Origin of the sequence: Enorma massiliensis phI, from assembly GCF_000311845.1 — a bacterium.
Classification (GTDB): domain Bacteria; phylum Actinomycetota; class Coriobacteriia; order Coriobacteriales; family Coriobacteriaceae; genus Enorma; species Enorma massiliensis.
Window position 1 is genome coordinate 885,089 of the sequence record NZ_HE978574.1, and the last position, 18,401, is coordinate 903,489.

Below are 18,401 nucleotides of genomic sequence, written 5' to 3' on the forward strand. Positions count from 1 at the left end.
GCCCCTCGTGCGCGCGGCGGCGCGCGATGTGGCTCGCTGCGCGCGGCGCGCGGACCCGCTCGAGCTCGCCCGCGCCGCGTATCTCTTCGTGACGGAGCACGTCTCGTACCGGTACCAGCCGCCCTATATCCAGCTCGACGCCATCCCCGATTACGCCATCGCCTCGGGGTACGGTGACTGCGGCGTCATGGCGCTCACCTTCATCGCGCTCTGCCGGTGCCTGGGCGTGCCGGCCCGCTGGCAGAGCGGCCTCTATGCCGCGCCCTCCGATATCGGCGCGCACGACTGGGCGATGTTCTACACGCCGGACACGGGCTGGCTCTGGGCGGATTGCTCCTTCGGGTCCGGTGCCCGCCGCGCCGGCGACGAGGAGCTTCGGCGCTTTTACTTCGGCAACCTCGACCCCTGGCGCACGGTGTGCAACCGGGCGTTCTTCGCCCCGTTCAACCCGTCCTGCCCGGGCATGCGTCGCGACCCCTTCGACAACCAGATGGGCGAGGCCGCGTGCAACGGCTGCGGCCTGCCCGCCGGTGCCATCGACCAATCGGTCGAACTCGTGGAGCTGGAGGAGCTTCCCTGGAAGGGACGGCCGGCATAGGCGCCCGCCGACGCGTCCCCGGACCCCGTTCGTTCGATCGCCTCCAAGAGAAAGGCAGTGCCATGGTCATCTCCTCGCTTCGCTTCCAGACGCTCCGCGTGCCCCTGCTCGAGCCCTTCCGCATCGCTCTGCGCGAGGTCAACTACACCGAGGTCGTCGTCGTGCAGCTCACGACCGATGACGGCACGGTGGGCTATGGCGAGGCCGCGCCCGAGCCCTGCGTGACGGGGGAGATCCTCGGTACCATCACGGCCGCCCTCGAGTACCTGTCGCCCGCCTTAAAGGGAATCGACCCGTTCTCGATCGAGCAGGTGCATCGCGTCATGGACCGGCTCGTCGTGGGCAATTCTTCCGCCAAGTGCGCGATCGACCTCGCCTGCTACGACATCATGGGCAAGGCGGTGGGACTGCCCGTGTGGCGCTTGCTGGGCGGTGCGGACCCGCGGGTGCAGAGCGATATCACCGTGAGCATCGACGAGCCCGAGCGCATGGCGGCGACTGCCCGCCGCCGCGTCGAGGAGGAGGGGTTCCGCATCATCAAGATGAAGGTCGGCATCGACCCGGCGTCCGATGCGCGCGCGGTCGCCGCGGTGGCGGAGGCCATCGCGGGCCGCGCGGAGCTGCGCGTGGACGCGAATCAGGGCTACGACCGCGTGACCGCGGCGCGCATGCTGCCGTTCCTCGCCGAGCACGGCGTGCGCGAACTCGAGCAGCCCCTCCCGGTGGACGATGTCGAGGGCGCGGCATGGCTGCGCGGTCGCTCGGACGGCGTGGCGATCATGCTCGACGAGGCCATCCACACGCCGGCCGATGCCGCGCGCGCCTGCCGCCTGGGCGCCGCCGACAAGATCAACATCAAGCTCATGAAGTGCGGCGGGCTCTATCCGGCGCTCGCAATCAACGCCGTCTCGGAGGCCAACGGCGCCTCTTGCATGGTGGGCTGCATGCTCGAGACGCCGATCGCCATCAGCGCGGGGCTCTCGCTCGCAGCCGCCCGCGCGAACATCCGCGACACCGACTGCGACAGCTATCGATACTATCCCGCCGACGGCATCCCCTTCGCGGGCAGCTTCACGGAGGAAGGCGATGTGGTCGTGCTCTCCGAGGAGCCCGGGCTCGGAGTGGACGCGGGCGCGCTGTTCTAGGGCGCGCATCGCTCGGCGCGGCGGGGGCGTTGGGCCCGATCATTGCTCCCGCGTGCCTGCGATGCGGTAGAATGGAGGCGTCCGCGTATGCGGTGGCATGCAGCTCAGCATCAAGGAGGAACCTATGTCATCTGTCCCCTCGCCGATCGACGCCGTCCAGACCCCGGAATGGCAGGCGCTTCAAACGCACTACGATCAGCTCATGGAGGAGGGGATCAGTCTCAAGGATTGGTTCGCCTCGGACCCCGACCGCGTGAAGAAGCTCAGCTTCGAGGCCGGCGACCTGCACTTCGACCTTTCCAAGAACCTCATCACCGACGAGACCGTCAAGCTTCTAAGCGACCTCGGCCGCGCGGTGCACGTCGAGGAGCGCCGCGACGCCATGTTCTGCGGCGCGCACATCAACACCACTGAGGACCGCGCCGTGCTGCACACCGCGCTCCGCCGCCCGGCGAGCGAGAAGGGCGCGCTCATCGTCGACGGCCAGGATGTCGTGGCCGACGTGCACGAGGTGCTCGACCGCATGTACGCCTTTGCCGAGAAGGTTCGTTCCGGCGCATGGAAGGGCGTCTCGGGCAAGCGCATCGAGCACGTCGTGTCCGTGGGCATCGGCGGTTCCGACCTCGGTCCCGTCATGGTCTACGAGGCGCTCAAGCCCTATGCCGACGCTGGCATCGATTGCCGCTACATCTCGAACATCGACCCTAACGATGCGGCGGAGAAGCTCAGTGGTCTCGATCCCGAGACCACGCTGGTGATCATCGTTTCCAAGACCTTCACGACGCTCGAGACGCTCACCAATGCGCGCGAGATCAAGGCATGGATGCTCGCCGCGCTCAAGGACGCCGGTGCCATCGACGGCTCCGCTGAGCAGGACGCGGATGCCATCGAGAAGCACTTCGTGGCCGTGTCCACCGCACTCGACCTCGTGGCCGAGTTCGGTATTAACCCCGAGAACGCCTTCGGCTTCTGGAGCTGGGTGGGCGGCCGTTATTCGGTCGACTCCGCCGTGGGCCTTTCGCTCATCATCGCGTTCGGTCCCGAGCGCTTCCAGCAGTTCCTCGAGGGCTTCCATGCCATCGATGAGTACTTCTGCTCCACGCCGCTCGAGGAGAACGTCGTCGCGCTCATGGGCCTCATGAACGTGTGGTACGTCAACTTCTTTGGCGCGGCGAGCCATGCCGTGCTGCCCTACACGCAGTACCTGCACCGCTTCCCGGCGTATCTGCAGCAGCTCACCATGGAGTCCAACGGCAAGGGCGTCCGCTGGGACGGCACCGTGGTGACCTCCACGACGGGCGAGATCTTCTGGGGCGAGCCGGGCACGAACGGCCAGCATGCGTTCTACCAGCTCATCCATCAGGGAACGCAGATGATCCCCGCCGATTTCATCGCCTTCGCCAACACGGCGCACCCCGCCAAGGACGGCGACCAGGATGTTCATGAGCTCTTCCTGGGCAACTTCCTCGCGCAGACCAAGGCCCTCGCCTTCGGCAAGACGGCCGACGAGGTGCGCGCCGAGGGCACGCCGGAAGAGATCGTGCCGGCGCGCTGCTTCACGGGCAACCGTCCCACGACCTCGATCTTCGGCAGCGAGCTCACTCCGTTCGCGCTCGGCGAGCTCATCGCGCTCTACGAGCACATCACGTTCGTCGAGGGCACGGTCTGGGGCATTGACTCCTACGATCAGTGGGGCGTCGAGCTCGGCAAGCAGCTCGCCAAGCAGATTACGCCTGCATTCCATGACGACGAGGCCCTGGCTGCCCAGGACGCCTCCACGCAGGCGCTCATCCAGTTCTATCGCGCGCATCGCAAGTAGCGCTGCTCGCAAGGTCAGGCGCGGGGCGGTCGCTTGCGGCCGCCCTGTCGCGTTTGGGGACAGACGATGAATCGTAGACACCGGGTGTCTACGATTCATCGTCCGCATCGGGCCCATCGGCCGGGTTGGAGGCTATCGAACATGATAGAATCCAGCCCGGCTGCTTTTATGGCGGCGGCGTTTCGACGCGGAATGACGTTATACGAGGATGGCGTTTTGTAGAGGAGGGGCGGGGGGAGATGTCTGATCGGTTGAAGATGCTCGGCGGCGATGCGCCGGTAGCGCCCGAGGATCGTGCGCCCGGCTTCCTGCGCGGCGCTGGTGCCCGTTCGCCGCTGTTCTGGAAGCTCATGCTCGTGGTGATGGCCCTCATGTGGGGGTATTCATTCTTCATCATGAAGGATACCCTCGACAGCATCCCGACGTTTATGTTGCTCGCATGCCGGTTCCTCATCTCGGCTGTGGTCCTCTTCGTGCTCTTCATGAAGCGCATTCGCGTCCACTTCAACCGCCGGAACATCGTCGTGGGCTGCGCCATGGGCGTCTTCTTGGGGCTCGCCTACGCCTTCCAGACGTTCGGCCTGGCCGAGACCACGGCGGGGAAGAACGCCTTTCTCACGGGTACCTACTGCATCCTCGTACCCTTCGTAAGCTATCTCATGGCGCGCGAGCCGCTCACGCGCTTTAACGTGGGCGCGGCGGCGCTCTGCGTGGCGGGCATCGCGCTCGTGGCGCTCGACAGCTTCTCCATGCAGCGAGGCGATGCATTAACGCTTATCGGCGCAGTGTTTTTCGCTCTCCAGATCGCGACGGCGGCGAAGTACGGGCGCGAGCTCGATGTGAACGTCATCACGTTCTGGATGTTTCTCACCGTAGGCGTCATGGATGCTGTCGCGTCGCTCGCCACCGAGCCCCCGGTCACGGCTGTCTCGTGGACGCCCGAGCTCGTGGGCACCATCCTGTTCCTGGCGCTTTGCTGCACGTGCCTCGGCATGCTCATGCAGAATCTGGGCCTTGCGCACGTTCCCTCGTCCACGGGGTCGCTGCTGCTTTCGCTCGAATCGCCGTCGGGAGTCCTCTTCTCGGTGCTCTTCGCCGGCGAGCAGCTGACGATGCGCCTCGTGGCCGGTTTCGCGCTCATCTTTACGTCGATCGTGCTTTCCGAGACGCATTTTTCGTTCCTGCTCAAACCCTACGCACACGTGCGGAAGCGGCGGGAACGATGAAGAGCGCCATAGCGAAGGGGAGAGAAAGAAGGCGAGGGGCAACGTGACCGAGGCATTTCCATTTTCTGCAGTCATTTTCGATATGGACGGCGTGCTGATCGATTCCGAGGCAGCATATGCCGAGGAGCTTATCGAGGTGTTCGGCGCCCGAGGGCTCGATATCACGAAGGCCGAGATTTTCGGCTTGGTGGGCTCGTCGCAAAAGACGTTCACGACGTCGCTCGCGCGATGGTTCGAACGCAACGGCTTGGGGTCCTTCACGCCCGAAGACGCGGTGGCGCTCTTCAACCGCTGGACGGAGGGGACCGTATACGATTACGCCGGGATGCTGAATCCTGGAGTGGCTGAGACGCTCGGGGCCCTGCGCGACCGCGGGGTGCGGCTGGCGCTCGCATCGTCATCTCCTATGGATAACATCGTGGACGTGCTCGGCCAATGCGGCATCGCGGACGCATTTGAAGCTATCGTGAGCGGCGAGCAGTTTCACGAGAGCAAGCCTAATCCCGAGATTTACCTGCACACCTTAGATGTGCTCGGCCTGCCCGCCTCGGCGTGCTGCTGCGTCGAGGATTCCGTGTACGGCATCGAGGCGGGGAAGCGCGCGGGCCTCACCGTTGTCGCCAAGCGCGAGGAGCGCTTCGGGTTCTCGCAGGACGAGGCCGATGTCATCATCGATGCCATTCCCGACCTGCTGGGCGCGTTCGCCCGCTAGGCGGCCTGGTCGCCTGCCGGAGCGAGCCACGTCGTGCGTCCTCGTCTCTTGTGCGCATCTATAAGCTGTTATACTAATACAACCTATAACGAATGATACGTGTGTGGCGAACGCTTCCATGTCTTAGCTTCGGTGCGCCGTCTCTTCCGTTCGTCACAGAAAGCGTCGTCTTATGCCATCTGAGCTCAACCCCCGGTCTTCGAGTCCGCTTTATCAGCAAGTTATGGACGATATCGTGCACGATATCGCTTCCGGGCTCTATCGCCCCGGTGAGAAGATTCCCTCGGAAGCGGACTTGGGGGATATCTACGACGTGAGCCGCATTACCGTGCGCCGTGCCGTAGAGGAGCTGGTGAAGCAGGGGAAGCTTACCAAGCGGCAGGGCAAGGGCACGTTCGTCAACGAGGCGGAGGAGGGACCGTCGTCGTTCCAAAACGATGACATCGTGCAGAGCTTCTCGGTTACCTGCGAGGCCAACGGCGTGGTCCCCGGCGCCGTTTTGGTGACGCGCGAGCTCGCGCCGCTTCCCGATGGTGGCGCGGCCTTTTTCGGCGGCGCGTGCGATGGCCGGGCGGTGCGCGTGAAGCGCGTTCGCACGGCAGACGGCAGGCCTCTCATGGTGGAGGACAATTTCTTTGATCCAGAACGGTATCAGTTCCTGCTTGAGAGCGACCTCGACGGCTGCTCCATCTTCCGCCTGATTGAGGAGCGCTGCGGGCTTGTCCCACGCAACAGCGACTCCTGTGTGCTCAGCATGGAGCGCGCGGACATCGAGCTTGCGGGGTTGTTGCAGGTGCCGGAAAACGAACCGCTCTTCTCGGTGCGCGGCGAGTATCTCGACCAATACGGCAACCCGATGTTTTTAGGCATCCAGCATGTGGTGGGGAAGCATTACAGCTTCCGTCTGTAAAATGAGTCAAAACGGGACGGGGTTGTTTTGCACCATTTCGGGCCTACGCATTCGGGTCTTGTCCTTGATGGTGCAAAACAACCCCGTCCCGTTTTGACTCATTTTGACCGTAAAGAATAATACGTTATATAACGTAATAACGCTCACCGACTGATTCCTACCGTTCACCCAGAATAGATATAACGTCTTATAACGATACTGCTATCTTCTAAGCAACGCGAACGACAGCCAACTGCCATCGCGTGGGCCAGACGCATCGAACAACGAGAAAGGAATGCTCATGGCTGAGACCGAGAAAGTTGAGATCATGAACTTCGACCAGGAGGGTTATCTCGAGGACGGCAAGGCGCTCGTCGAGACCGGCAAGAAGATGGCGGCCATGGCCGACCAGATCGCCGACGAGGGCTACGACGCGATCTTCCTCATGGGCGTCGGCGGCACCTGGGATGAGCTCATGCAGCTCGAGTACCTCATGAACAAGTTCGGCGACAAGGACCTCGAGGTCTACCTCATCCACGCCGCCGAGTGGAACGTCTCCGGTCACAAGCGCATGACCGAGAAGTCCGTCGTCCTCACCGCCTCCGAGTCCGGCACCACGCCCGAGGTCCTCGAGGCCGTGAAGAAGATGAAGGAGATGGGCATCCGCGTCATCGCCATGACGAGCCCCGAGGGCCCCATCGGCCAGGCCGTGGGCGCCGAGGGCTGCGTCAAGATGGCGAGCGACCACGGCTCGGGCGGCTGCGAGAAGGGCTACTACCTCGCTGACTGCTTCGGCCTGCGCCTCCTCTACCGTCGCGGCTGCTTCCCGAAGTACGATCTGTTCATCGAGCAGACCAAGGACATCTGGAAGGACCTGCTCGACATCCGCAAGAAGTTCGAGCCCAAGGCCGAGGAGCTCGCCAAGAAGTACGCCCTCGCTCCCTACACCATGTTCGTGGGCTCCGGCGCGCTCTGGGGTGAGACGATCCTCTTCGCCATGTGCATCCTCGAGGAGATGCAGTGGAAGCGCACCCGCTACATCACCTCGGCTGACTTCTTCCACGGCACCCTCGAGCTCGTCGAGAAGGACGTGCCCGTGTTCCTGTTCAAGGGCGAGGACGAGTGCCGCAAGCTCGACGAGCGCGTCGAGGCCTTCCTCACCAACTTCGCGGACCGCACCAAGGACGAGGACATCGTGGTGATCGACACCGCCGAGTACGCCATCCCCGGCCTCGACGACGACTTCCGCGTCATCGTCTCCCCGTGGATCCTCACGATCCTCACCACCGACCGCCTGGCCCGCTACTACGAGACGGTCACCAAGCACAACCTCAAGTATCGTCGTTACTATCACCAGTTCGACTACTAAGGGCTGCGCCTGGTTCCAGGCACGCATAGACCGAGGTCGATGAAGGGCTGCCGGGAGCTCGGCTCCCGGCCGCTTTTTGCCGAATGAGCGAGGTGCGCATGAACACGGGATATCTATGGTTGCTGGGCACAGCGGTCGCATGGAGCTTTTCAGGTGTCTTCACGAAGCTCAACAGCCAGCCCGGCTTTCTCATAAGCGCGGTGTCCTCCGTGGTCGCCCTGCTGTTCTACTTCATCATCATCCGTCCCACGATTCGCGTCTCGAAGCTCGTGGTGGCTGCCGGCATCGCAGCCTACCTTATGGGCATCACCTTCACCTATGCAAATAAGCTTACGAGCGTGGGCAGCGCGATCGTGCTGCAGTACAGCTCCATGGCATTCGTGGCACTCTATGAAGCCATCGAGCAGCGCCGCGTGCCGCCCGCCCGCAAGGTGTTCGTGATCGTGATGGCGCTGAGCGGCATGGTCGTGTTCTTCCTCGACAGCCTTTCATTCGAGCACGTGCTGGGGAACCTGCTCGCCATCATCTCGGGCGCGTTCTTTGGGCTCATGTTCTTCCTGAATGCCAAACGGGGCTCGTCGCCCGTCACCTCGGCGATGATCAGCTGCGCCATCTCCGTCCTCCCCGGCCTGCTCTTCTTACCGCAGCTTCCTCACGTTGCGCCGCGCGAATGGGCGCTCATGGCGGCAGGCGGAATCGTATGCTCAGGGCTTGCGAACGTGTGCTTCGCGCGCGGCATCAAGCGCGCCCAGCCGCTCACGGCGAACCTCATCACCATGTTCGAGGTCGTCTTTGCGCCTACCTGGGCGTTCATCTTCTTCCATGAGAGCTTCGGCCGCTTTGCCCTCGTGGGCACCGTGCTCATCATCGGCAGCATCATCGTGAACCTCGTGCTCGAGCAGCGCGAAAAGAGCCCACGTGCGTTGCAGTCCGGCTCCGAGAATGCCTGTCCGAAACGCGCCCTGTAGCGCTACGGTTTCGTGGACATTCGCCAACGAAGCCCCTCCCATCCTGCCGCTCGGGGGAGACCCGCTGCCATCTACGGATTGGAATTGGTATCAAATTGCTTGAATAGGTATAGTTGAAGCAAGAGATGCCAAGAGGGAACGGAGACGAGCATGATGGAGCCCCAGACGGACAACGGCACGTTCGAGGCGACGCGCACCATACTCGCGCCCATGCCCGTGCTCGGCATCCCCGAAGTCCTTGTCGATGAAGCGCGCGGCCTGTGGAGCGTGCGCGCCGCGGGCGCGGAGCAGCCCTCCATCTATCGATGCTCCGATATCCGCTCCTGCGAGGTCTTTGAGGTCGAGGGCGACCAGCAGCCTGAGCCGGAGGGGTTTCGTGCGCTCGGTGACATCCTCGCTAATCCCATGGCCGTCTCGCGAGCCAACGCGGCGCGCCGCCGGGACCGCGTTTTCGGCGTCGGTGTGCTCGTCGAGATGGCAGAGCCCGTTGCACCTGTTCGGATTGGCCTGTGGGCACGGCAGCTTAAGCGGGGGTCGCGCGCCTATCGTAACGTTGTAGACAGCGCGCAGGAGCTCAAGCGCACCTTCGATACCATGATAACGGGTGAGCTCCATGGCTAAATGCGTCGAGGTCTCTCCGTTCGATCGGGCGTATGAGGGCATCATGGAATATATCTCCGCCCACGGCCTCGTGGAGGGCGACCGCCTTCCTTCGGAGCGCGAGCTCTGCGTCCTGCTTGATGTGTCGCGCACGACACTGAGGAGTGCGCTCGCTCAGCTCGTCGCCGAGCATGTGGTGGAGAGCCGACCCGGTGCGGGTAGCTTCGTGTGTCCTTCCCGGCCCACCAACCACTTGGATGATCTTTCCGGGTTCAGCGAGATCGTGCGCAAGACCGGCGCTGAACCGCGTTCCCGTGTTATTGGCAGCAGCATCATCGCCTGCCCGGACGAGATCGCCGGGCGCCTCAACCTTGCAGCTGGCGACCACGTGTTCGAATTGCGCCGCGTGCGTGGCGTGGAGGACGTGGCGGTGTGCGTGGAGACGGCCTATGTGCCCGCTTCTGCATTCCCCGGTATCGAGGGCATCGATTTCGCACGCGAGTCGCTCACCGATGTGCTGGGGATTCGCTATGGACGGGATACCGTTCACACGCGTCTCACCGTCTCGGTGAGACGTGCTAGCGCAGAGGAGGCGGCGCTTCTTTCCATTTCCGAGGGAGCTCTCGTGTTCTTCGAGTGCGGCGTGCGTGCTGACGCCTCGTACGCTCCCTTGGAATACGGTGAGACCGTCTACGTTCCCGAGCTTTTCGGCATGTCATACAACACGGTGTTTACGATGGACCGCAAGCGTCGGGTACGGAAGGAGGTGCCCGCATGACGAAGGGCTACAGCAGCGCACCATGGCTCAACGAAGACGCTGAACCGGCGCATCTTCCGCTGTACCTGCGTATTCGCCGAACTATCCGCAGTCAAATCGACAGCGGTGCCTTTACACCGGGGGCGGCGATTCCCTCGGAATCGGATCTCGCCCAGCAATACGGCACCACGAAGCTCACCATACGCAACGCCATCGACGGCCTCATCGATGAGGGGCTTCTGTTCCGCGTCCAGGGAAAGGGCACGTTCGTCACGCATGGTCTTCAGGCGAACAGTCCCTCCCGTGGTCCGCGCGGATTTCGTGCCAGTCAGAGCGATTTACAGCATCATCCGAGCGTGCGCGTGCTCGAGACGTCGCTTCGCCCTGCGGGAGCTCACTACGCCCGGCTGTTCGAGGTATCGCCTGAAAGCAACCTATTTCAGGTGAGACGTTTGAACCGTGTGGATGGCGAGCCGTTTGCTATCGAGAGCGCTCTCGTGCCGTGCGAGCTCTTTCCGGGCATCGAGACCATAGACGTCTCGCTTTTCAGTTTGTATGAGTTCTATGCATTGCGCGGTCACGAGGTCGTCCGTGCACAGGAATGGCTCGAAGCCTGCAAGCTCAAACCGCGCGAGGCGCAGCTGTTGCGGGGGAGCGTCGATGATCCCGCGCTCGGAATCCGCTGCGTGAGCTACGACGCCAACGACCGTGCTCTCGAGTACGTCACTTCGGTGGCAATCGGGAAATACGCCTGCTATTCCGTGCTGCAGTGAAGAAGGTCGCCTTGTCTCGTACACGGGTAGAGGATATATATATACCGCTTATCGACTTTTTCATACCACTTAGCCAGTTTTCTAGTTACCAGGAGATAGGGGCGGTCGCAAGTGTCTATCCTGATTACTGTATTGGTCTGAAAAACAGTCCACATATATAGATTCGCAGTTGACGGGTGAGGCAACGGAAAGGGGGACGCGATGGAAGAAACCTGGCAGATCGCGGCGATGAACTGCCATTACCGCTTCTACTCTCTCGAGAGTTTTTTCCGCGATGCGCGCGATGCCGGATATGCCGCTGCCGAGGTGTGGTGCGGCCCAATGCACGTCGCCGTCGACTGGGCGCGCCGCGATGATCCGCAGGAGCTTGTCGACCTTGCCGAGCACTACGGCATACGCATCATCGGCATCTGCCCTGAGCAGACGAACCCCAAGCCCGCGAACATGGCCGCTCGGGGCGAGGGGGCGCAGGCCCGCACGCTGGCGACCTTTAAGAACGTCATCGATCTGGCGCGCGACACGCGCGCGGGCAAGATCGTCGTTACGAGCGGCTGGGGATTTCTCGATGAACCGCGAGAGGACGCCTGGGAGCGTAGCGTCGCGATGCTGCGCAATGTCGTCTCCTATGCGGCCGAGCAGGGCGTCGTGCCCACGATAGAGGCGCTCCAGCGCGATGAGACGAATCTCGTCCGCTCCGCCGAGGAGCTCGAGCGCCTGCTCGATGATGTCGCCGATGACCGTTTGGGCGTCTGCCTCGACCTTGGCGCCGCTTGGCGCGCCGGCGATACGATCCCCGGCTATTTCAAGCGTTTCGGCACGCGCATCAAGCATATGCATTTCTCCGATATCGGGCAGGTGAGCCACCTTGCCTGGGGAGACGGTGCCCGTGATTTGCCGTCTGACCTTGCAGCGCTCGCGCGTTGCGGCTACACGGGCCCGCTCTCATTCGAAATCGTCAATGCTCGCTATCACACCGATCCAGCTGCTGCACTCTCGCAGTCGGCTCGGCAGTACCGTGCGGCCCTCGATATGGTGAAGGAGGTGTACCAATGAGGCATATGGTAATTGCGTCGCATGCGCACTTCGCTGCCGGCATCTCCGAGGCGCTTTCCTTCTTGGGAGGCGGCGCGGGCGTCGACATCAAGGTCATCTGCGCGTTCGTCGATGGGAAGAACGATATCGCCCAGGCAGTCGCCGACACGCTTGCCGAGATTCCTGCGGAAGACGAGGTGCTCGTCTGCACCGACATCTTCGGTGGGAGCGTGAACAACGAGTTCACGAATGTCGTGCAGCAACGGGAGAACATTCATCTCGTGACGAATATGAACCTGCCGCTTTTGATCTCGCTTTTGTTCTCCATCAACGAGCCCGATCTGGCTGCAGCGATTCGCGCCGCCGTGTCGACCGATGAGGTTCGGCCGAAGTACTGCAACGACGAGCTGGCTGCGCTCAATGCGGACGACGAGGATTTTTAGAAAAGGAAAAGGAGGGAAACGATGATTCTTCTCACGCGCGTCGACCATCGATTGCTTCACGGGCAGGTTGCAACCTCATGGGTCGGAACCTTGGGAGCTGATTGCATCTTCTGCGTCGGCGACCATGTGGCGAACGACCCAGTGTGGAAGACCACGCTCAAGCTCGGCAAGCCCGCCGGCTGCAAGCTCGTGATCAAGGACATGGCCCATGCCATCGAGGCGATCAACAGCGGTGTGACCGACAAGTACAAGATGATCATCTGCGTGCAGACCATCGCCGAGGCAAAGCAGCTCATCGACGGATGCCCGCAGATTAAGAGCCTCAACCTTGGCAACACCAAGGAGTCTTCGACGACGAAGACCATCGCGCGCCAGGTGTTCCTGGAGCCTGAGGAGGAGGAGATCCTCCGCGAGCTCGGTGCCCGCGGTGTCGAGGTCGAAATTCGCGGGCTTGCAGAAGAGCCAAAGGTAGACGCCCTGAAGCTCATCTAGGGCATCACCGTGCTCCCAAGTGATTGGAGGTAGACGCATGCTTTTCGAGAGCATACTCTGCGCAGTATTGTACGTGTTCTTCAAATGCTTCGATTATCAGCTCGGCACGCTCTACGCGTTCCGCCCCATCGTGGTGTGCCCCGTCGTGGGTGCATTCCTCGGTGACCTCAACACTGGCCTCGTCATGGGTGCCAGCATCGAGGCGCTCTTCATGGGCTCCGTTTCCATCGGCGCCTATATTCCGCCTGATGCCACCTCGGCCGGTCTGCTCTGCACCGCCTACGCCATCCTGCTCGGTCTCGACACCGAGGCGGCCGTCGGCCTCGCCATGCCCATCGGTACGCTCGTTCTCGGCGTGGCCAACCTTGGCCAGCTGGTGAGCAACTGGCTTACGAGCTTCATCCCCGGCATCGCGCTCAAGGGCGAGGGCTCGAAGCTCATGGCGCTCCACTGGCTGCTCGGCCTCTGGCTTGCTCCCGTGTGGTTCATCCTCATCTTCTGCGCCGTGTACTTCGGCTCCGGCGCTATCGACTGGCTTGTGAACGCCGTGCCCGCGTTCGTGCTCAGCGGCTTCGCCGCCGCCGCGAACATCCTGCCGGTCATGGGCTTCGCGATGCTCCTTCGCCTCATCTACCGCAAGGAGCTCCTGCCCTACCTGTTCCTGGGCTTCCTGCTCACCTCGTACATGGGCGTCTCGACGCTCGGCGTGGCGCTTATCGCCGTCATCATCGCCGTCCTGACGCTCGGCTTCTTGGATAAGAACCAGACCGTGGCACAGATTGAGGGGGCTGACGACGATGACTTCTAATGAGACGGCGCAGGGCGCCTACAAGACCGGCGAATACGCCATCACCAAGCAAGACCTCACGAAGGCTGCCCTTTCCATCGGCGCGCTCGGCATGGAGTTCTCCTGGACCTATGCGAACCAGATGGGCCTCGCTTTCGGCATGATGGTCAAGAAGATGCTCAAAAAGATCTATCATGACGATCCGAGCGGCTACGCGGCCGCACTCGAGCGCCATACCGCGTTCTTCAACATCACGGTCTGCCTCGCTCCGTTCGTCGGCGGCATCGCGATGTCCATGGAGGAGCGCATCGCCAAGGGCGAGATGCCTCCCGAGTCCGTAAACGATATCAAGGCCGCCCTCATGGGCCCGCTTTCGGGCATCGGCGACGCCGTCTTCCTGACCACCATCCGCGTGGTCGCCGCCGGCATCGCCATCTCGCTCGCGGCTCAGGGCAACGTGCTCGGTCCCATCATTTTCCTGCTCCTCTTCAACGTTCCGCAGTACTTCCTGCGCGTGTGGGGCATCCACAAGGGCTATGAGATCGGCGTGAGCCTGCTCGAGACTGCCGAGCAGTCCGGCATCATGGACAAGGTCATTAAGGCCGCGGGTATCATCGGTATGATGGTCGTCGGCTCCATGACCTGCGGTATGTTCTGGGCGACGCTTGCGGTTGAGTTCGGCTCTGGGGATGAGGTCACCACGCTCCAGAGTGTGCTCGATGGCATCATGCCCGGCATGCTCGGCCTCGCCTTCATGGGCCTGTACTACTTCCTCCTCAAGAAGAAGGTCTCTCCCATGATTCTCATCCTGGGCACCATGGTGCTCGGTGTCGTGGGCGTGTACTTCGGCATTCTGGCCTAAACCAACGGCCCGGTTTCGGGGCGGCGGCTTTGCTGTCGCCCCTTTTCTCGTATCCGTCAAAGCATAACGTTATAATACGACCTATCAAAGTTCGGTGGAGTGTTCGAAAGGGTGGCAGTGCGTGGCTGCGATGCAGCGTGCACGGCAAAGGGAGTTGATAGCGTGGGCAAGCAAGCGAGCGACAACGGTCTGGGCGCGCTGACGGCAGGTGAGAAGCGCCTCATCGCGCTTGAATCACTCCAGTGGTGCGCGGTCAACGCCGTGTATTTTCTTGGGCTCATCGGCGCGGCGACCTACGAGCTCGGTGGAAACGCCTTTCTCGTGGCGGCCATCACGCTCGTGCGCAACCTCTGCAATTCGCTAGCGAACGCGGCTTCCGGTCCTGTGATCGACCGCATAGGGCCGCGCAAGACTGCTCTCGCGACGCTCTACGCCATGCTCGCCATGAGCGTTTTCATGGGAATCGTTCCACCTTCTGTTCCAACCCTTATGTTCGCCGCTGTCATGATGGGCTTGGGCGGCGGTTCCATCAACACGTGTACGCGCACCTACCCGGTGTACCTCACGCGGGGAAAGGCGGGGCTCGCACGCCTGAACGGTCTCATGGTGTTCTACAGCAACATCGCCTATGCGGCTGGACCCATCGCCGGCGGCGTTCTTGCCGGGTTCTTCCCCACGCGCGTGGTGTTTCTGTTCATGGCGGCGTGCCTGGTAGGCGCGATCCGCGTCACATGGGATTGTCGCGAGACCGTTACGCCGGAGCGCGAGGGCAGCGGTAAGCAGAAGGACGACAAGCTCGGCATGGTTTCCGGCGTGATCGAGGGCGCGCGCGTCACCATGCGCACCCACGACCTACGCCTCATCTTCGTGAGCGGCTTTTTGGGCTTCTTTGCGTTCGGTGCCTTCGATTCCCTCGAGTCGCTCTTCTATCGCGACGTGCTTGCCGTCGATGTGGTGTGGATGGGAATCCTCTCAGCGATCTCGGGGTTCGGCATGGCGATCGGTTCATACATCTTTACCAAGATTCCCGCGCGCAAGATCGATATCCCGTTGCTGCTTGCCACGCTCATGTTCGTGGGCATCGGATCGATGATCTACGTGGGCACCAACATTCTTGTCGTCGCTATCGCAGGCCAGTTCATCAACGGGCTTGCTTGGGGATTTATGGAGCCTACCCAGGCGATTCTCGTGCAAGAGCGCACGCCCATGACTCATCTTGGGCGCGTGATGGGCTTCGTGCGGCTGGGGCTCAACAGCGCGGGCGTGATTCCGCTCGCGGTGGCGCCGTTTCTGGCCGAGGCCTTCGGTGTGCAACGGGTGCTCTTCGGTGCCTCGTGTATCATCGCACTGGTGGGCGGTTTTTCAAGCATTATGCGGAGCGGGCGTCTGCGCGTTCGGCGTACCCAGGTAAAGGAGTGATTGTTCGTGCAACAGCTTGAGGCGGTCATCTTTGACATGGATGGCGTGCTGGTAGATTCCGAGGCGGCCTACCGCCGCGTTCACGAGGCATTCTTCGAGGCGCAGGGCGTCGAGGTCTCCTCCGAGGAGTTCGACATGCTTGCCGGCTCGTCACGCAAGGTGGAGCGCCAGTTCTATGCTGCGTGGTGGGAGCGCTCCCGCGGCGAGAAGATGGACGGCGAGGCGATCGAGCGGCTTGAGGATGCGTTTTGGGACAGCCATCCCATCAGCTACCGCGAGATCATGAACCCTGGCGTGCCCGAAACCCTAGAGGAGCTCAAGCACCTGGGATACCGCTTGGCGGTCGCTTCGTCCTCGCCGCTCGATCATATCGAAAAGGTGCTCGAGGAATGCGGCATCGCAGGCTTCTTCGAGGTGGTGGAAAGCGGCGACGAGCTCACGCAGAGCAAGCCGAACCCCGAGATCTATCTGCTCACGTTGGGTAAACTCGGTCTTCCTGCCGAAGCGTGCTGCGCCGTCGAGGATTCCGATCCCGGCATCGAGGCCGCCCGCCGCGCCGGGCTCTACACGATTGCCAAGCGTGAGGAGCGCTTCGGGTTCACGCAGCGGGGAGCAGACGTTATGGTGAACGAGATACCGGGCGTTATTGGCGCCATCCTGGAGTACGTCCCCGCATAAGCGGATCCATTGTCCTTTCCGTTCGCGAGACCCCGGTGCGCGGGAATGCGGGCAGAACTTGGCGTGTGCTTTTGAACATGCTGCGACTACGCGCCAGCTCCTGTCTGGATTTCGAGGCGCCGAGCAAGGGTTGCCCAGGCCTGATATGGTTCGAAAGGAGACCGCAACATGGGTATCAACTCATACATCGACTACATCGACGATCCGAACGACACGTTCGACGATTACCTTGAAAAAGCGCGCCGTTACGGCTTCCGCTGCGTCTTTGCCGATCCCGATACCTACGAACATGCCTGCGAGATGCTCGCGGGCACAGAGGTCATCGTCGCGGGCGCCATCGACTTTCCCGAGGGCGCGCTCACGCTCGAGGAGGAGCTGCCGGAATTCGAGCGCTATGCGCAGGCCGGGTTTACGGAGATCGACTACGTGCTGAATCAGCGCGCCGTGGATGAGCGCGACTTCGATGCCATCGAGCGCGAGATGCGCGGTGTGGCGGAGTTCTGCCGTGCGCACGGCATGCGCGACAAGGTCATCGTCGAGATGCCGAAGCTCGAATCCGAGGCAGACAAGCGGCGCGTTTGCGAGATTGCGCTCAAGGCGCGCCCTGCGTTTCTCAAGACCTCGTCCGGTCGCCCGTACCAGGCGACGCTCGATGACGTGCGCCTTATGGCCGAGGTGCTCGGCGACAAGGTGCAGGTGAAGGCGGCGGGCGGAATTCGCACGTATGAGCAGGCGAAAGCGTTCATCGAGGCGGGGGCGAGCGCGCTCGGCGCGACGGCGGGCATCGCGATTGTCGAGGGGGAGCGCGCCGCCGGGGCATAAGGGGTCGACGCGGCATGTGAAAGGGGACATCATGAAGCCGTTCAATCTCATCAAGGACATCATCGAGAAGCGCGGGGCGATCGAGGAGGTGTATTGGGTCGCCTGCGGCGGCTCGCTCATCGATCTGCTGCCGGCCCATATGCTGCTCGAGCGCGAGGCGAGGCGCATCGTTTCGGGGGCCTACACGGCGCGCGAGTTCTGCATCGCCGCGCCGAAGCGCTTGGGCGAGCACAGCCTCGTGGTCGCGTGCAGCCATAGCGGCAACACGCCAGAGGTGCTCGATGCGTGCCATCTCGCTTGCGAGCGCGGTGCCGAGGTCGTCGCGCTCACCGACGGCGCGGAGTCCAAGATCGCGCAGGGTGCGTGGACGTGCTGGGTGTATCCGTGGGGAGCCGACGTCCCCGCGAGCGAGGTGCCCTCGGGTATCGCGCCGCTTCTTGCCGCCGAGCTGCTCGATCAGCAGGAGGGCTTCGCCGATCTTCCCGACCTCTACCGGGGTGTCGATACGATGGATGAGGTGCTGCCCGCGGCGCGCGAGAAGGTGAACGCGGAGCTGGGGGAGCGCTTCGCGGCGCTTTGCCAGAATCATCCGTTCCTCTACATCTTGGGTTCCGGCCCCAACTTCTGCCAGACCTATGGCTTCGCCATCTGCTCGCTCATGGAGATGCAGTGGCAGAGCTGCAGCTATATCCATTCGGGCGAGTACTTCCACGGGCCTTTCGAGGTCACGGAACCCGGTGTGTTCTATTTTTTGCAGATGGGATCGAGCGAGTACCGCACCATGGACGAGCGCGCGCTCGCGTTCCTGAGCGACCATACCGACACGCTCATGGTGCTCGACGCCCTCGAGTACGGAATGGACAAGGTGCCGGCGAGCGTACGCGCCTATCTCGACCCCGTGCTCTTCTATGCCATGAACGTCGAGCTGCGCGCCGCGCGCGGCAAGGTGTTCGACCATGATCCGGATTATCGCCGCTACATGGGAGTCGTTTCGTACTAGGGGGGGGTCG

Annotated in this window: 20 protein-coding genes; all 20 read left to right on the forward strand. The window is 62.6% G+C overall.

Annotated features, from left to right (window positions below; translation table 11 throughout):
- Positions 1-598: transglutaminase-like domain-containing protein (locus tag HGEM_RS03635; protein WP_035100640.1), on the forward strand; the 598-nt coding region annotated here is incomplete at its 5' end.
- A 62-nt stretch (positions 599-660) separates the two neighbouring features.
- Positions 661-1,743, forward strand: a complete 1,083-nt coding sequence (locus HGEM_RS03640; RefSeq protein WP_019128052.1) for a mandelate racemase/muconate lactonizing enzyme family protein — start codon at positions 661-663, stop codon at positions 1,741-1,743.
- A gap of 124 nt (positions 1,744-1,867) precedes the next feature.
- Entirely contained in the window at positions 1,868-3,562 is a 1,695-nt protein-coding gene (gene pgi, locus HGEM_RS03645; RefSeq protein ID WP_035100643.1) for a glucose-6-phosphate isomerase, read from the forward strand.
- A 239-nt stretch (positions 3,563-3,801) separates the two neighbouring features.
- Positions 3,802-4,788, forward strand: a complete 987-nt coding sequence (locus HGEM_RS03650; RefSeq protein ID WP_019128054.1) for a DMT family transporter — start codon at positions 3,802-3,804, stop codon at positions 4,786-4,788.
- A 43-nt stretch (positions 4,789-4,831) separates the two neighbouring features.
- Positions 4,832-5,500, forward strand: a complete 669-nt coding sequence (locus HGEM_RS03655; protein WP_019128055.1) for an HAD family hydrolase — start codon at positions 4,832-4,834, stop codon at positions 5,498-5,500.
- A gap of 172 nt (positions 5,501-5,672) precedes the next feature.
- Entirely contained in the window at positions 5,673-6,410 is a 738-nt protein-coding gene (locus HGEM_RS03660) for a GntR family transcriptional regulator (RefSeq protein WP_019128056.1), read from the forward strand.
- A 280-nt stretch (positions 6,411-6,690) separates the two neighbouring features.
- Positions 6,691-7,758 (forward strand): SIS domain-containing protein, encoded by a 1,068-nt coding sequence (locus HGEM_RS03665; protein ID WP_019128057.1) that lies wholly within the window; start codon positions 6,691-6,693, stop codon positions 7,756-7,758.
- Between the two features lie 98 nt (positions 7,759-7,856).
- Positions 7,857-8,726, forward strand: coding sequence for a DMT family transporter (locus HGEM_RS03670; protein WP_230197212.1), 870 nt, complete (start codon positions 7,857-7,859; stop codon positions 8,724-8,726).
- Positions 8,727-8,876: 150 nt separating this feature from the next.
- On the forward strand, positions 8,877-9,347 hold the full coding sequence (locus HGEM_RS03675) for a hypothetical protein (protein WP_019128059.1): 471 nt from the start codon (positions 8,877-8,879) through the stop codon (positions 9,345-9,347).
- The gene (locus HGEM_RS03680) at positions 9,340-10,104 is read left to right on the forward strand and encodes a GntR family transcriptional regulator (RefSeq protein ID WP_019128060.1); all 765 of its coding nucleotides are present in this window, start codon (positions 9,340-9,342) and stop codon (positions 10,102-10,104) included. The genes HGEM_RS03675 and HGEM_RS03680 overlap by 8 nt, the downstream gene beginning before the upstream one ends.
- Positions 10,101-10,856 carry a GntR family transcriptional regulator gene (locus HGEM_RS03685; RefSeq protein WP_019128061.1) on the forward strand — a complete coding sequence of 252 codons (756 nt, stop codon included), beginning with the start codon at positions 10,101-10,103 and terminating at the stop codon, positions 10,854-10,856. Before HGEM_RS03680 ends, HGEM_RS03685 begins: the two co-directional genes overlap by 4 nt.
- A gap of 201 nt (positions 10,857-11,057) precedes the next feature.
- Positions 11,058-11,909, forward strand: a complete 852-nt coding sequence (locus tag HGEM_RS03690) for a sugar phosphate isomerase/epimerase family protein (RefSeq protein ID WP_019128062.1) — start codon at positions 11,058-11,060, stop codon at positions 11,907-11,909.
- Positions 11,906-12,331 (forward strand): PTS sugar transporter subunit IIA, encoded by a 426-nt coding sequence (locus tag HGEM_RS03695; RefSeq protein WP_019128063.1) that lies wholly within the window; start codon positions 11,906-11,908, stop codon positions 12,329-12,331. Before HGEM_RS03690 ends, HGEM_RS03695 begins: the two co-directional genes overlap by 4 nt.
- Before the next feature lie 21 nt (positions 12,332-12,352).
- A complete protein-coding gene (locus tag HGEM_RS03700; RefSeq protein WP_019128064.1) occupies positions 12,353-12,823 on the forward strand; it encodes a PTS sugar transporter subunit IIB in 471 nt (156 codons plus the stop codon).
- A 37-nt stretch (positions 12,824-12,860) separates the two neighbouring features.
- Positions 12,861-13,631, forward strand: a complete 771-nt coding sequence (locus HGEM_RS03705) for a PTS mannose/fructose/sorbose/N-acetylgalactosamine transporter subunit IIC (RefSeq protein ID WP_019128065.1) — start codon at positions 12,861-12,863, stop codon at positions 13,629-13,631.
- Entirely contained in the window at positions 13,621-14,472 is an 852-nt protein-coding gene (locus HGEM_RS03710; RefSeq protein ID WP_019128066.1) for a PTS system mannose/fructose/sorbose family transporter subunit IID, read from the forward strand. The genes HGEM_RS03705 and HGEM_RS03710 overlap by 11 nt, the downstream gene beginning before the upstream one ends.
- Positions 14,473-14,634: 162 nt before the next feature.
- Positions 14,635-15,891 (forward strand): MFS transporter, encoded by a 1,257-nt coding sequence (locus HGEM_RS03715; RefSeq protein ID WP_051008434.1) that lies wholly within the window; start codon positions 14,635-14,637, stop codon positions 15,889-15,891.
- 6 nt (positions 15,892-15,897) lie between these two features.
- Entirely contained in the window at positions 15,898-16,569 is a 672-nt protein-coding gene (locus HGEM_RS03720; RefSeq protein ID WP_230197213.1) for an HAD family hydrolase, read from the forward strand.
- A 168-nt stretch (positions 16,570-16,737) separates the two neighbouring features.
- On the forward strand, positions 16,738-17,391 hold the full coding sequence (deoC, locus tag HGEM_RS03725; protein WP_019128069.1) for a deoxyribose-phosphate aldolase: 654 nt from the start codon (positions 16,738-16,740) through the stop codon (positions 17,389-17,391).
- Between the two features lie 31 nt (positions 17,392-17,422).
- Positions 17,423-18,391 (forward strand): SIS domain-containing protein, encoded by a 969-nt coding sequence (locus HGEM_RS03730; RefSeq protein ID WP_019128070.1) that lies wholly within the window; start codon positions 17,423-17,425, stop codon positions 18,389-18,391.
- Positions 18,392-18,401 lie beyond the last annotated feature (10 nt).

Coding starts and splice junctions, on each gene's coding strand:
- HGEM_RS03700 (WP_019128064.1), top strand. CDS start 12,353: ATGATTCTTCTCACGCGCGTCGACCATCGATTGCTTCACGGGCAGGTT.
- HGEM_RS03670 (WP_230197212.1), top strand. CDS start 7,857: ATGAACACGGGATATCTATGGTTGCTGGGCACAGCGGTCGCATGGAGC.
- HGEM_RS03640 (WP_019128052.1), top strand. CDS start 661: ATGGTCATCTCCTCGCTTCGCTTCCAGACGCTCCGCGTGCCCCTGCTC.
- pgi (WP_035100643.1), top strand. CDS start 1,868: ATGTCATCTGTCCCCTCGCCGATCGACGCCGTCCAGACCCCGGAATGG.
- deoC (WP_019128069.1), top strand. CDS start 16,738: ATGGGTATCAACTCATACATCGACTACATCGACGATCCGAACGACACG.
- HGEM_RS03695 (WP_019128063.1), top strand. CDS start 11,906: ATGAGGCATATGGTAATTGCGTCGCATGCGCACTTCGCTGCCGGCATC.
- HGEM_RS03710 (WP_019128066.1), top strand. CDS start 13,621: ATGACTTCTAATGAGACGGCGCAGGGCGCCTACAAGACCGGCGAATAC.
- HGEM_RS03680 (WP_019128060.1), top strand. CDS start 9,340: ATGGCTAAATGCGTCGAGGTCTCTCCGTTCGATCGGGCGTATGAGGGC.
- HGEM_RS03705 (WP_019128065.1), top strand. CDS start 12,861: ATGCTTTTCGAGAGCATACTCTGCGCAGTATTGTACGTGTTCTTCAAA.
- HGEM_RS03730 (WP_019128070.1), top strand. CDS start 17,423: ATGAAGCCGTTCAATCTCATCAAGGACATCATCGAGAAGCGCGGGGCG.
- HGEM_RS03665 (WP_019128057.1), top strand. CDS start 6,691: ATGGCTGAGACCGAGAAAGTTGAGATCATGAACTTCGACCAGGAGGGT.
- HGEM_RS03685 (WP_019128061.1), top strand. CDS start 10,101: ATGACGAAGGGCTACAGCAGCGCACCATGGCTCAACGAAGACGCTGAA.
- HGEM_RS03660 (WP_019128056.1), top strand. CDS start 5,673: ATGCCATCTGAGCTCAACCCCCGGTCTTCGAGTCCGCTTTATCAGCAA.
- HGEM_RS03650 (WP_019128054.1), top strand. CDS start 3,802: ATGTCTGATCGGTTGAAGATGCTCGGCGGCGATGCGCCGGTAGCGCCC.
- HGEM_RS03690 (WP_019128062.1), top strand. CDS start 11,058: ATGGAAGAAACCTGGCAGATCGCGGCGATGAACTGCCATTACCGCTTC.
- HGEM_RS03675 (WP_019128059.1), top strand. CDS start 8,877: ATGATGGAGCCCCAGACGGACAACGGCACGTTCGAGGCGACGCGCACC.